The sequence below is a fragment of the Streptococcus sp. HMSC062B01 genome (assembly GCF_001811085.1).
GTDB lineage: Bacteria > Bacillota > Bacilli > Lactobacillales > Streptococcaceae > Streptococcus > Streptococcus gordonii.
The window spans coordinates 1-13,222 of sequence record NZ_KZ672763.1 but is presented as its reverse complement, the minus strand read 5'-3'; the positions used below and the strand labels follow the sequence as shown (position 1 = coordinate 13,222).

Annotated in this window: 12 protein-coding genes and 1 pseudogene; 11 read left to right on the top strand and 2 right to left on the bottom strand. The window is 33.9% G+C overall.

All coding sequences use genetic code 11. The features are described from left to right. Nucleotides 1-192 precede the first annotated feature (192 nt). From HMPREF2780_RS00065 to HMPREF2780_RS00020, 10 genes are all read left to right on the top strand, one after another. Complete coding sequence (locus tag HMPREF2780_RS00065) at nt 193-876, top strand: LexA family transcriptional regulator (RefSeq protein WP_049512668.1); 684 nt, start codon at nt 193-195, stop codon at nt 874-876. Between the two features lie 2 nt (nt 877-878). After that, entirely contained in the window at nt 879-2,294 is a 1,416-nt protein-coding gene (locus HMPREF2780_RS00060; protein WP_105025943.1) for a Y-family DNA polymerase, read from the top strand. After that, nucleotides 2,291-2,656 carry a hypothetical protein gene (locus HMPREF2780_RS00055; protein ID WP_049512671.1) on the top strand — a complete coding sequence of 122 codons (366 nt, stop codon included), beginning with the start codon at nt 2,291-2,293 and terminating at the stop codon, nt 2,654-2,656. The genes HMPREF2780_RS00060 and HMPREF2780_RS00055 overlap by 4 nt, the downstream gene beginning before the upstream one ends. Further along, entirely contained in the window at nt 2,646-2,936 is a 291-nt protein-coding gene (locus HMPREF2780_RS00050; protein WP_001080186.1) for a DUF5960 family protein, read from the top strand. The genes HMPREF2780_RS00055 and HMPREF2780_RS00050 overlap by 11 nt, the downstream gene beginning before the upstream one ends. 295 nt (nt 2,937-3,231) lie before the next feature. After that, nucleotides 3,232-3,588, top strand: a complete 357-nt coding sequence (locus HMPREF2780_RS00045) for an SAG1252 family conjugative relaxosome accessory protein (RefSeq protein ID WP_049512673.1) — start codon at nt 3,232-3,234, stop codon at nt 3,586-3,588. A 4-nt stretch (nt 3,589-3,592) separates the two neighbouring features. Then, complete coding sequence (locus HMPREF2780_RS00040; RefSeq protein ID WP_105025942.1) at nt 3,593-3,958, top strand: MobC family plasmid mobilization relaxosome protein; 366 nt, start codon at nt 3,593-3,595, stop codon at nt 3,956-3,958. Next, on the top strand, nt 3,945-5,774 hold the full coding sequence (locus HMPREF2780_RS00035; protein WP_105025941.1) for an SAG1250 family conjugative relaxase: 1,830 nt from the start codon (nt 3,945-3,947) through the stop codon (nt 5,772-5,774). The genes HMPREF2780_RS00040 and HMPREF2780_RS00035 overlap by 14 nt, the downstream gene beginning before the upstream one ends. 103 nt (nt 5,775-5,877) lie before the next feature. Next, nucleotides 5,878-6,105, top strand: a complete 228-nt coding sequence (locus tag HMPREF2780_RS00030) for a helix-turn-helix domain-containing protein (RefSeq protein ID WP_037606785.1) — start codon at nt 5,878-5,880, stop codon at nt 6,103-6,105. A 269-nt stretch (nt 6,106-6,374) separates the two neighbouring features. Continuing rightward, nucleotides 6,375-6,644 carry a DUF3173 family protein gene (locus HMPREF2780_RS00025; RefSeq protein WP_049512680.1) on the top strand — a complete coding sequence of 90 codons (270 nt, stop codon included), beginning with the start codon at nt 6,375-6,377 and terminating at the stop codon, nt 6,642-6,644. Continuing rightward, complete coding sequence (locus HMPREF2780_RS00020) at nt 6,616-7,803, top strand: tyrosine-type recombinase/integrase (protein WP_105025940.1); 1,188 nt, start codon at nt 6,616-6,618, stop codon at nt 7,801-7,803. The genes HMPREF2780_RS00025 and HMPREF2780_RS00020 overlap by 29 nt, the downstream gene beginning before the upstream one ends. Nucleotides 7,804-8,117: 314 nt before the next feature. Here the strand turns inward: HMPREF2780_RS00020 and HMPREF2780_RS00015 are convergent, their stop codons facing one another. Both HMPREF2780_RS00015 and HMPREF2780_RS00010 read right to left on the bottom strand, forming a co-directional pair. Then, on the bottom strand, nt 8,118-8,372 hold the full coding sequence (locus HMPREF2780_RS00015; protein ID WP_002933831.1) for a hypothetical protein: 255 nt from the start codon (nt 8,370-8,372) through the stop codon (nt 8,118-8,120). Between the two features lie 482 nt (nt 8,373-8,854). Then, nucleotides 8,855-9,049 (bottom strand): annotated as a pseudogene (locus tag HMPREF2780_RS00010) (IS30 family transposase); the annotation flags it as partial. 141 nt (nt 9,050-9,190) lie between these two features. Here HMPREF2780_RS00010 and HMPREF2780_RS00005 point away from each other — a divergent pair. Continuing rightward, nucleotides 9,191-13,222, top strand: a 4,032-nt coding sequence (locus HMPREF2780_RS00005; RefSeq protein ID WP_105025939.1) for a YSIRK-type signal peptide-containing protein, incomplete at its 3' end; no start/stop codon positions are given.

The following is a 13,222-nucleotide window of genomic DNA, read 5'->3' as shown; positions in this document are numbered from 1 at the left end:
TTTTCTATTTTTTCTGGTTCTTTATCTTTTTCAAAAGTTATAACTTTCTTAAGTGATGGTTTCCTAACAATGTAAGTATAAATTAAGCACAGTTTATGATTATTTTAAATCTTGGGGGTTATTAAACTCTTGATTTTTTCCAGCAGCTATGGTATTCTTTTGTTAGTTAATAAACTTACAAAAGGAGAACAAATGTTTTCACCTACTAAATTAAAAGAAAAAAGAGAAAGTCAAGGATTATCACAATCTCAACTTGCATCCAGTTTGGGAATCAGTAGAGCTTCATACTTTAATTGGGAATCAGGTAAAACAAAGCCTAATCAAAACAATCTAACCAAATTGAGTCAGATTTTGAATGTTGATCCTCGATATTTTGAATCAGAGTATGAAATAGTTGAAACTTATCTCAAGCTAACTGAAAAGAATCAAAAAGCGACACTTCATTATGCAAAAGACTTATTGAACAATCAAAACTCTAAAGTTGTAGAAGTTTCTGAACGATTTGCTTATAAGGTCTATGAAAAATTATCAGCTGGTACAGGAACAGCTTACTTTGATGATGGTAATTACGATACAGTTTACTTCAATCATCAATTTGATTATGACTTTGCATCATGGGTGTTTGGTAATTCAATGGAACCGACGTATGAAAATGGTTCTGTAGCCCTTATTAAGCAAACAGGATTTGATTATGATGGAGCTATTTATGCGATAGATTGGGATGGTCAAACCTATATTAAGAAAGTGTATCGTGAAGAAAATGGACTTCGTTTAGTTTCACTCAATCGGAACTATTCAGATAAGTTTGCACCTTATGATGAGAATCCTCGCATTATAGGGAAAATCGTTGGGAACTTTATTCCTTTAGAGGACTAAGTATGAGTTGGTTTGATTATAGTCTCGAACCTAATAGTGACATTGCCTTTATTGATATGAAATCTTTTTACGCAAGTGTAGAATGTGTAGATAGAGGCCTGCATCCACTTAAGACTTCACTTTGTGTTATGAGTCGTGCTGATAATTCTGCTGGTTTAATCCTTGCTTCCTCTCCTATGTTTAAAAAGGTCTTTGGAAAGTCGAACGTTGGACGTTCCTATGATTTACCATTTGATGTAAAGACTCGCAAATTCTCTTATTATAATGCTAAGAAGCAAGGTTTACCGACAACGATAGACTATGTCCGCTATATAGAGGAATGGGCAAAATCAACCGTGATTGTTTCTCCGAGAATGGATACTTACATTGCTGTCAACATGGAGATTCAAAAAATCTTTCAAGATTTTGCAGCACCAGATGATATTTATCCCTACTCAATTGATGAAGGATTTATTGATTTAACAAGTTCATTAAATTATTTTGTACCAGATAAAAGTATTAGTAGGAAAGATAAATTAGATATTATTTCGGCTGCTATTCAAAAAAAGATTTGGAGAAAAACTGGAATCTATTCAACTGTAGGCATGTCTAATTCCAATCCCTTATTAGCTAAGTTAGCACTAGATAATGAAGCGAAAAAGACTCCGACAATGAGAACCAATTGGTCCTATGAGGATGTCGAAAAGAAAGTATGGACTATCCCTAAAATGACAGATTTCTGGGGAATTGGAAATCGCATGGAGAAGAGATTACATAATTTAGGTATCTTTTCGATTAAAGAATTGGCTCAGGCTAATCCTGACTTGATTAAAAAAGAGCTTGGTATCATGGGTCTAGAGTTATGGTTCCACGCCAATGGGATTGATGAAAGTAATGTTCATAAACCTTATAAGCCAAAGTCAAAAGGGATAGGGAACTCTCAAGTTTTACCAAGAGATTATATTAAACAAAGAGATATTGAAATTATACTTCGTGAGATGGCAGAACAAGTTGCAGTTAGATTGAGAAGAGCTGGTAAAAAAGCAACAGTAGTTTCTATACATCTAGGCTACTCTAAAGTGGAACAAAAGCGTTCTATCAATACTCAAATGAAAATTGAACCAACCAATCAAACAGCACTACTGACAAACTACGTTTTAAAGTTATTTCACACTAAATATACTTCAGGAGCTATCAGGAATGTTGCGGTTAACTATTCTGGTTTAGTGGATGAATCCTTTGTATTGATTTCATTATTTGATGATATTGAAAAAATAGAAAAAGAAGAAAGGCTCCAGTCCGCAATCGATGCTATTCGAACAGAATTTGGTTTCACTTCATTATTGAAAGGAAATGCCCTGGATCAAGCTTCTAGAACCATTGCAAGAAGTAAACTCATTGGTGGTCATTCAGCTGGAGGATTAGATGGTTTAAAATGATGAATCGTTCTTATTTACCTTTTATGTCTGCAAGAGAGTATCAAGATCGTGGGATGGCTAAGTGGATGGGATTCTTTTTGTCAGAACATTCAAGTTCTCTTTGGGAAGAAAAAAATAAAGAAGATATCTCCATTTCCCTATCAATGGAAGAGAAAGTTTTATTTGTTCGTCAACTTTATACGAATGTGTTCCCTGCAACTTTTGTTTTTAAGTTCTCCAATAGAAGAAAAGTAGTATCGGGTATTGTTAAAGAGATTGGAAAAGAGTTTATATCTATTAAATCAGACACTGGTTTTCTTCGATTAGAATGGTCAGATATACTCGATATCCAGATAGAAGGTGAGGAATTACATGAATCGTAAAGAATTATATGATGATAAATTGCAGCTGGACTATTTTTCTGATTCTTATTTAAGGTTTGAGTCAGATTTTTATAAGTATTCTGCTTTAGACATACCATTAACATTTATCACTGATGATATTTTACGCACAATGGCTATGTCTCAAAAACATTATTTTAAACTTAATAAAAGTAAATCTTTAGACGGTCGTGACCATTACTTTGTTTTTTCTATCAAGATGAACAAAGACAGTAGTGGGATTAGACAGTATGAGTATCAGAGACATTGTTTTAGTTTGTAAGAGTCCGACAGGGCTCTTTTTTCTGTGATAATTTTATCAAAAAGTATTTGTTATACTTTTTTTAATTTAGATTTATCTTGGGGGTTTGGGGGCGGAGCCACCAAGTTATCTTATCGTTGGCTGTCAAAATTGGAGGATTTTGGTCGGCTGGCGATATGATTTTTGAGATATTGTGGACACAATATCTGAGCTCGCAAAGCCTTACAAAAAAGTTGAATCTATTTTGTAAAACGTACTGACAGTGTCTGTAAGCTTACATTGTCAGTACAAGTATCTATGAGAGAGGATAAATCATATGAAAAGAGATATACGTAGTATTCGGAAGCAATTTCGCTTAACAGAAACGGAAGAAAAACAAATACTAGATTTAATGAGAGAGAAAGGAGATGATAATTTTTCTGATTTTCTCCGTAAAAGCTTACTATTATCTGATGGACAAAAACAGATGGAAAAATGGTTCAACCTTTGGAAAAAACAAAAGTTGGAACAAATTAGCCGTGATGTTCATGAAGTATTCATAATTGCTAAAACAAATCATCAGGTTACTCACGAACATGTTTCTATTTTGTTAACTTGTATTCAGGAATTAATTAAAGAGGTAGAAAATACAAGTCCTCTTAGTGAAAATTTTCGTAACAAATACATGAGGTAGTAGAGTGGAACATCGATATAGAACAAATTTAAAAAAAGTCTTTCTATCTGATCTAGAATTAGTTAAATTGAATGAAAATATCTCAAAAAGTAACTGCTTATCATTCTCAGAATATGCTCGACGAACCCTACTTGACCCTAGCATGAATTTTATCACCATTAATACAACTGGTTATCAAGATTTGATTTTTGAATTAAAACGAATAGGAAATAATATTAATCAAATAGCCAGGAGTATAAATTATTCTAATTTAATAACGGAAGTTGAATTATATGAATTGAGAAAAGGTATAGAAGAGTTAATAGTAGAAGTGGAGAAAGATTTTCTTATCCAATCTGAAAAATTGAGGAAATTTTATGGTCATCACTAAACACTTTGCGATTCATGGAAAAAATTATCGTAGTAAACTAATCAAATATATTTTGAATCCAAATAAAACAAAAAAACTATCACTAGTTTCAGATTTTGGTATGAGAAATTATTTAGATTTTCCTAGTTATAAAGAACTAGTGAAGATGTACAATGATAATTTTTTAAGTAATGATACTCTTTATGAATTTCGTCATGATAGGCAAGAAGTAAATCAACGAAAAATTCACTCTCATCACATCATTCAGTCCTTTTCTCCAGATGACCATCTCACTCCTGAACAAATCAATCGGATTGGTTATGAGACAGTTAAAGAATTGACAGGAGGTAGATTTCGTTTCATTGTAGCAACTCATGTCGATAAAGATCATATCCACAATCACATCATCCTAAATTCAATTGATAAGAATTCTGATAAAAAATTTCTATGGGATTATAAAGCAGAACGTAATCTAAGAATGGTTTCAGATCGTCTTTCAAAAATTGTAGGTGCAAAAATTATAGAAAATCGTTATTCTCATCATCAGTATGAAGTTTATCGCAAAACAAATTACAAATATGAAATAAAACAACGAGTATATTTTCTAATCGAGAACTCGAAAAATTTTGAAGATTTCAAGAAAAAAGCAAAAGATTTACATTTAAAAATTGATTTTAGACACAAGCATGTTACTTTTTTTATGACTGATTCAAATATGAAGCAAGTCGTACGTGATAGTAAATTGAGTAGAAAACAACCTTATAATGAAACTTATTTTAAGAAAAAGTTTGTTCAAAAGGAAATCATAAACATCTTAGAATTTTTACTTCCGAAAACGAAGAATATGAATGAATTGATTCAACGAACAGAATTTTTTGGATTAAAAATAATTCCGAAAGAAAAACATGTTCAATTTGAATTTGATGAGATTAAGGTTTCAGAGCAGGAATTTGTAAAAACGAATCGGTATAGTGTTAGTTATTTTCAAGACTATTTTAATAACAAAAATGAAACTGTTGTCTTAGATAATAAAAATTTAGTTGAACTTTACAATGAAGAAAAGCTAATTAAAGAAAAAGAGTTGCCGACAGAAGAGGTGGTATGGAAATCCTATCAAGATTTCAAGAGAAATAGGGATGCTGTTCATGAGTTTGAAGTAGAGTTGAATCTTAATCAAATAGAAGAAGTAGTAGACGATGGAATTTACATTAAGGTACAGTTTGGTATCCGACAAGAAGGACTTATTTTTGTACCAAATATTCAAATCAATATGGAAGAAGAAAAAGTTAAAGTATTTCTCAGAGAAACTAGTTCTTACTACGTATATCATAAAGATTCAGCAGAAAAAAATCGCTTTATGAAAGGTAAAACTTTGATTAGACAATTTAATCTTCAGTATGAACCGCAGTATATGTATAGAAGAATTTCTCTTAGCAAAATTAAAGAAAAAATAGAACAATTAGATTTTCTTATATCTGCGGAAAATAGTTCGAATGATTTTGAAGATATATCAAAGGATTTCATTGCCCAAATATCATATCTAGAGAATATGATTGAACAAGTTCAAAATAAAATTAATGATTTAACTAGTTTAGAGGAAGTATTGTTGAAATATACGACAAATAGTTCTAGCAATTTAGAAAATAGTATTCAAGATAAAAGTTCAGTAGATAAAATAGAGAAGGATTTATACATTTATAAAGGAAAGATTGAAAAACTGAAGGAACAACATAGAGAAGCAATAAATTTATTTGAAATGTTTAATAAAACAATAAAGAAATATAAGAAAAAACAAAATATGAAATCTATTGAGGAAAATGAGATACATTTAGAGTAAACAGTTTCCTAAAAAGTATATATAGAATAGTTTCATGTGCCAATTTGTCACATATTTAAAAATAAGAAAATAACTATATTATACTTGTTTTAGGAGACATTAGATGTTGAAAAGGATTAGAGATTTACGCGAGGATACTGATTTGACACAAGAGTATGTTGCAAAAACAATCTTAAATTGTACAAGATCAGCGTATTCTAAAATGGAATCAGGTACCAGATTAATCTCTATAGATGACCTTATCAAACTTGCAGATTTTTATAATGTAAGTTTAGATTACCTTGTAGGTCGAGTGGATAATAAAGAAGACCATTACTCCAAAAAGTATTAGGTTAAGAAAGCACATTGACAATTAAATAGTCCAAAATGGTACTTTCCTCATTTGTGGAGCAGTTTTGAATGGCTCGCCATGATAAGAGCGACATTAAAACCATCAATAAAATAGAGCGATACTTTATATGCCATGATACAAATGATATACAATGATACTTCTGACCGTTCAGGCTGCCACCGTAAAAGAGCAGCAAGTGAAATTCTTATGATGACTTCATCAGTCATGCCATGGAGGTGAAAAAATCTAAGAAAGGAAGTAGTAAAATCATGGAAACAGTAAACTATAAAGATTTAGTTGCGATTGGTTTTCCAGAGCACACATCGAGAAATATTATTAGACAAGCAAAAAAGATTGCGGTAAAAAAGTTTGAAGAAGCTAGAAAAAATAATAAGAATGCGGTACAATTAGGATGTTCACCTTTCGATAATAAAAGGTTAGGCATTGCTCCTAAAAATATTGTAGAAAATTTAATTGGTATTTCTTTTTCAGATATAGAAGGTGAGAAAAATGGTTATATCAAAGACAAAGAAATATAAAGGTGTATACAAAGATTCAAAAGGAAAAATTTATTTTCAAATTGAATTAGGAGTTGATCCAATAACTGGGAAAAGAATTCAAAAGAAAGGAAGGAAAAATCAACAGGGACTACCGTTTAATTCTTTTAAGGAAGCATATGAAGAGATACTTCGTTTAAAACATGAATTTGTGAACTCTACTATTAATAATAGTTTTCTAACTTTTAGAGAGTTTATGGAAGAGATTTATTTAAAATATTATCAACAAAAAGTTCAATTTGTAACTTATCAAACCGCTTTACCACATCATCAGTTATTTATTAAGCAATTTGGTAGTAAAAAATTATCAGATATTAGTACTATTGACTGTGAAAGATTTCGCTTAGCTATTATAGACATGTATTCTAGTAACTATGCTAAAAATATGTGGTCTAGATTTAAAGCATGTCTGGGCTATGCAGAAAGATTGGGTTATATTGATAGAGTTCCTTTTAAAGGATTAGATAATCCTAGAGGAAAGCACCCTGATACAAAATTTTGGACATTTGATGAATTTAAGAAGGTAATAAACTCTTTTGATATTAGTGAGTATGAGGGACTCCATAATTACATGACGATCTGGTTATATTTTATGACTGGTTTAAGAGTTAGTGAGGGTATTGCTCTTAAATGGGAAGATATTGATTTTGAACGTAAATGGATTCATGTTCATTCGACGATTGAGAAGGATAAAAACGGTGTATGGTATGCTAAACAACAAACAAAGACAGTAGCAGGGAATCGTAAAATTGATTTAGATGATTTTACAATTACAATACTTAAAAAATGGCGAGAAGTTCAAATCAAGAATGATGATAAAGATTATGTAATATCACGTTTTGGTGAGCCCTTGTGTAAGTCTACAATCTCTAGGATAATAAAAAGGCATGCTAAGATTACAGGTGTACCAGAAATTACGGGGAAAGGATTAAGACATAGTCATGCATCTTATCTTATAAATGTGTTACATAAGGATACTTTATATGTTTCATATCGATTAGGACATGCTGATAAGTCAACCACGTTGAATACATATAGTCATTGGTATTATTCAGGTGATTCAACAATTTCAGAAGAGATTACAAGCAGTTTAGATAATCTTGGATTATCAATTTACCTACCAAATTCCTGCCAGAGTTGAAAATTGAGGAATTAACCCACTAATACTGGGAGAAAATAGGATTTGCAAATTATTACTCTTAAATAATAGAGTAACGCAAATTGAATGCGAAAGCCTAGTATATTAAGGTTAAGAATTGCTTAAGGTGATTTAAATCTTAAATAGGGGAGTTATTCCCCACCAAATCCCCGCCAAGTTAGATCTTGGCGGGGATTTTTTTCTACAACAAAATAGACTATATAATTCCTTTGTTAGTTTTATCTTATGCAGAAAATATAGTGCTCTCTTATCTAAATCCAATCATCGCCTTCAACTGGTGCATATGCCCACCACACCTAGGCTAAACCAAGATCGGTAGCTTGGATAATATTATTTTGCATAGTAATTAAATTATGATGAAGTGCAAAATCAATGTATTCATCTAACTGATTTCTTTTATCAGCATAGCCTTCTTCAATTAATTTAGAGATTGATTCAGGTAAACTCACGTAATCTAAAAAGCTAGTGAAGTAGGTATCTGTTATTAGTGTTTCACAAATTTCAAAATTTGAACCTTTGAATTCTCTTTGTAAATGATTTTTAATTGACATTCTTTTACTTCTTTGAAATTTATAGTATGTCAGAAAAATGTGTTAAAACTGTTAGCTATACAACAGCCTATATTTTGAGTATGCCATAAAAACGCAGAAAAACTGTTTTTTTCCGTTGATTTCATGAGTAATCGTGAGTGATGTCTACCTAATAAGACGAGCAATCTCTGTAGATTTCTCACCCATCTTGAGATAGCGCTCATTTTACCACATTCAGAGTCTGATAATTAAGAATAGTTTGATTTTTCGTTGGAATGATTAGTGGGTATGTTCATCTACTTTTATACTGAATTGGAGAATTCTTATATATCAGAAGAATATGACTTTTGTGTTATACTTCATCTTACAACAGCAGTTGAATAAAAGTTTAAAAATGTTATAATACATATGTTGAGAGTGGTTAGATCACTTTTTGAAATAAATAATTGGCACATTGTCAAGTCAAGTGCAACAAGTTCATGGATAGACTAGGATTCCATTGTTTAGGCTGTTTGGGCTAGCCCAAACAGAAATTTTGAAGTTTTGTACTGATGAAGTCGCCTAGGTCTTTCGTTAATAGCTGAGAGATATTGAGCGAGTTCTTCGTCAGTCAGCGGATTGAGAGATTTGCCTTTAGGGAGAAACTCTCTGAGGAGCCCGTTGAAGTTCTCATTTGAACCTCTTTCATGTGATGAATGACGAACATATCTTTTCTGTTGCACTTCATTTTACAACACGGGAAATAAATAATTCCTTGAAAACGATTTTCTGTGAGTGCAGGAGTCTCTGTTTTCCTGTGTATTTCATATCGACATTTAAAAAAATAAGGAGGTTGTCTTTTGAAGAGAAAACAACAGGATTTTAGAAAGGAGAAGTACCTTCGTTATAGTATTCGGAAGTACAGCTTTGGGGCAGCATCGGTGGCAATTGCAGCCGGTTTGATGTTCCTAGGTAATGGTGCAGTATCTGCTACGGAGGTACAAGGTTCTGATACTACGGTAACAGTAACTAAATCACCAGCAACACCAGCACCGACGGATAAGTTGGAGTCAGATTTAGCAACAGTGAGATCTGAAGTTGTGACACCACCAACAACAGTATTAGCAGAAAAACCGGAGTCGCTTTCAACAGCGGTGAAACCTGAAGTTGCAACACCAGCAACTGCAGAGAAGGAAGATAAGATAGTAGAAGCTAAAAAAGCTGATAAGACTGCTCTGACTAAAAAAGTAGTTGAGTTAGAAGCAAAAGTTGCGTCTGCAAAGAAAGCTGATGCAACAGCGATAGTTACAGCAAATGAAGTATTGACTGCTGCAAAGGCAGTTCTTGCAAACGAAACTGCAAAACAGGCTGATATTGATGCAGAACTTGCTAAAGTTGAAGCTTTGATCACGGTTGTAGTTGAGTCAGACGAAGCTGGGAAACAAGTTGAGGAAACAGCAACAACTACAGCAGTCAAACCAGTGGCGACCACTGCTACAGAAAAAGCTGTAGAAGAATCTAAAAAGGTTTTGGAACAGGTCACGTCAGAAGCGGAAGTGACAAATGTTCTTGCAGATGAAGCAGTTCGTAGAAATAAGGTTGAAGACGCAAGCAAAGCAGCCATCGAAGCGGCAGTAGTCAACAATAAAGCAGCTATTGCGGAAGCTAAGAAAGTTTTAGCAGCTGATAACGTTACCGCACAGCAAATTCACACCCAACTATCACGCTTAAATGATTCCATTCTTGCTGTCTACAATGATCTGAAAAAAGCAGGAGTTGGAAAAGACGGGAATTTTGGAGTAGCTTTGGCTGCTCAAGATTTCTATGCTGAAGAAGGAACAAATGTCTCTCGTGTCTCAGAAATAAATGCTTCAAATCACACAGGTAAGGATACCTATACGATTCCAGTACAAGAAATTAAATTAATTACGGGTACTGATGCTACAGGGCTAGAGATTGAAGTCTATTCTAATCAGCGGGTTGGTAATGATACAAATGCTGGAAATGGGATGCATACAGAACAAGGTGGAAAGACTGGTCATAACAACAAAGGACGTGTAGACTATCCATTAACCCCTGATGCCGCTAAAAAATTAGCAGAAGAAGCCCCTCTTTGGAGAAACAAACTCCGTGCGGATGGGTCAAGAATTTTAAACGCTGCAACATCGATTTACTCTGCTAATGGTGGTTATGAATACCTAGCTACAGAAATTTATGGATTGGGTTACGAACAAGGAATTGATCGTGTACTAATTAAAGGCTTGAAAGATCGTATCGCTGTTTCTGAAAATGCCAAGCAAGCTGGTTGGAGTTTAACTTCTGTAACTCCAACTAACCTTGTGCCGGGATTGACATACGATTCAGAAACAGACACAATTCAAGGAAAAGTTATAGCGGATATTGAAAATGGAGTTTATGATTTACGATTTAATATTACTGCGACCAATACAGATGGTCGTACGGTAACTTTCCAAATTCAGAATCTTCGTGCTGGTTGGGTCGGGTGGCAAGATAGTACGCCTCCTAAAATAAAATCAGATTCTAAGCGTTATGATCGTAATGTTGGTGACGATGCTAATGTAAATATTCAATTCTATGATGAGTCAGGTGCAAGTGCAACACCAGCAAATAGTCGAGGAACTTATAACTATACGACGGTTGAAGGCAAAGTTGTAAGAGTACCTCAAAGATTCTCTAAATCAGTAACAGGAGTTTCGGGATATAATACTATTGGTGAAGCATTAGATGATTCCAAAGTATTAATTCCAGGAACTAAATATAGTGTTGCGAATAGTACTTCTGAAGAGCAAGCTGCTGATCAAACGAATATGGGGAGAGGAATCATTTCTGGGAAATTAACTGAAGCAGGAATTTACACAGTCTCCGTATTTGCAAAAGATTATGATAAGTTGGCTAATAATAATGTCTGGAACCAATCTGGACAAGAAGCACATGCTACTGTAACATTAGTTGTGAAACCAAAGGTTGAGGTTCAAAACGTTGAAACTTACTCAACGGTTGTACCAGTTAAAATTTCTAAAGGTGCGTCAAGTGCTAAGATAACAATGCCGGATGGTACTGTAACCAATCTAAAAGCAGTTAATGGCAAATGGCTCGTAGACAGTGGTTCAACCAACACAGCTGTTTCTGAGAATCAAGAATTAGGTACTGTTGATTCAGATACAGTATTTAATATTCCTGTGACATCAGAGGCAACTGCCAAAGTTGGTGTGAACAATATTAAAGTGGAAGCATCTGTTGAAAATGTTAAGGGAACTTTCTTACGTGAACAAGTTGAGTTAAATGGAACGGATGGGCAAAAACATACTGCGACTTTTAATAAGGCTACCGGACACTGGGAGTTACCTGGCGACTATGCTGAAAGTAAAACACTGAATGGTGATGGTACGACAAGATGGACTAAACGTCAAGTGTACACAGAAGCTCAGCAAGACGGTGGTATGAAATTTTATATCTATGAGTACATTCGACAGCTTGATAGCACTGGGAAAGTGACAAGTGTAGAAACGCCAACTCGTCCAGAAACGATTTATGTTTCTAGGAATACTAATCAGGTAGGAGATGGAATGTCAGTAACTGTCACTTACGATAAACATTCAAATACCTGGGCGTCATCTGATGGAACTGAAGTGACTGCTACTAAGCTTGAAAATGACTCTTGGGAAGTTCATACTAAGTCAGGATTTGGTGGTATTATTAGAGGGACGATTGCAACAAATACTGATGTGGCAACTGTAGTAAATACAAAACCAACAGCAACTTCACAAGATTATACTTCAACAAAAGGTACAGTTGTTGACCTTCGTAATGAAGCAAAAGCTGCAGTAAGCATCTCAGACTCTGAAGATACTAAATATGGAAAAACTACCTATATCACTCGAATCACAGTAACATCGCCTTCAGGAGTTCAAAAAGTATTTGATACCAAACAAGATGCAAATAACTATAATATTGCTAGTGGATATAGCTTAAATGAAGTAGGAGTATATACTGTTAAGATTGATGTTATTGATAGTAATGGAAATTATACTACTGAAGCAACAATCGGTGGAACTGAGTCGGGAGTTGATCATGGAGTTGATTCATCAACCGCTACAACAACCTACCATATTACAGTAACTGATACGATTGAAGGACATAATGTGACTTCGACTGATATTCAAGGTGCTACTCAAAATGAAACTCCAACCTTTACATCTGTTGGAGATGGATCACCAGTAAAACCGAGTGCTTCTTCGCCTGCTAAGTTAGTAGATCCAAAAACAGGTGGATTTGTTGATACTCTAACAATTGATGGTCAGGGTACCTACTCAATTAATAATGAAACAGGTGAAGTAACTTTTGTTCCATTGAAGACATTTACCGGTACAGCTACACCTGTCACAGTTTCACTTACTGCCAAATTAGGAAAAGATGCAGATGATACTGATATTACAGCAACTGCTACAGCAACGTATACTCCAACTGTAATACCTGTTAAACCAACTTCTACAGACGATGAATCTGAAGGACCTAAAGGGCAAAAACAAAACGGTACACCAACTTTTACTGGTGGTAAAGTTGAAGTAAACGGTGTAGAAAAGACTGTTGAAATTGATGAAAATGTTAAACCAACCTTTGATGATGGGACAACTAAGAAAGTTGTTCCGGGAGAAGGAACTTATACCATTGATGAAAATGGTGTGGTAACTTTCACACCAGAAAAAGACTTTGTTGGGAAGGCTTCAGGAGTTACAGTCAAACGAGTTGATAAGAACGGAACAGAAATAACTGCAAAATACACTCCGACTGTCCGTCCAATTACTTCATTTGTAGATACTAAGGGGAATACATTAGTTCCAAGCGAAGACGGCGAACAACCTAAGAAAGAT

What these genes read in the sequence shown, in the direction of transcription:
- HMPREF2780_RS00030 (WP_037606785.1), top strand. Translation starts at nt 5,878, where the DNA reads ATGTTGAAAAGGATTAGAGATTTACGCGAGGATACTGATTTGACACAA.
- HMPREF2780_RS00050 (WP_001080186.1), top strand. Translation starts at nt 2,646, where the DNA reads ATGAATCGTAAAGAATTATATGATGATAAATTGCAGCTGGACTATTTT.
- HMPREF2780_RS00015 (WP_002933831.1), bottom strand. Translation starts at nt 8,372, where the DNA reads ATGTCAATTAAAAATCATTTACAAAGAGAATTCAAAGGTTCAAATTTT.
- HMPREF2780_RS00035 (WP_105025941.1), top strand. Translation starts at nt 3,945, where the DNA reads ATGGTCATCACTAAACACTTTGCGATTCATGGAAAAAATTATCGTAGT.
- HMPREF2780_RS00060 (WP_105025943.1), top strand. Translation starts at nt 879, where the DNA reads ATGAGTTGGTTTGATTATAGTCTCGAACCTAATAGTGACATTGCCTTT.
- HMPREF2780_RS00020 (WP_105025940.1), top strand. Translation starts at nt 6,616, where the DNA reads ATGGTTATATCAAAGACAAAGAAATATAAAGGTGTATACAAAGATTCA.
- HMPREF2780_RS00045 (WP_049512673.1), top strand. Translation starts at nt 3,232, where the DNA reads ATGAAAAGAGATATACGTAGTATTCGGAAGCAATTTCGCTTAACAGAA.
- HMPREF2780_RS00055 (WP_049512671.1), top strand. Translation starts at nt 2,291, where the DNA reads ATGATGAATCGTTCTTATTTACCTTTTATGTCTGCAAGAGAGTATCAA.
- HMPREF2780_RS00025 (WP_049512680.1), top strand. Translation starts at nt 6,375, where the DNA reads ATGGAAACAGTAAACTATAAAGATTTAGTTGCGATTGGTTTTCCAGAG.
- HMPREF2780_RS00065 (WP_049512668.1), top strand. Translation starts at nt 193, where the DNA reads ATGTTTTCACCTACTAAATTAAAAGAAAAAAGAGAAAGTCAAGGATTA.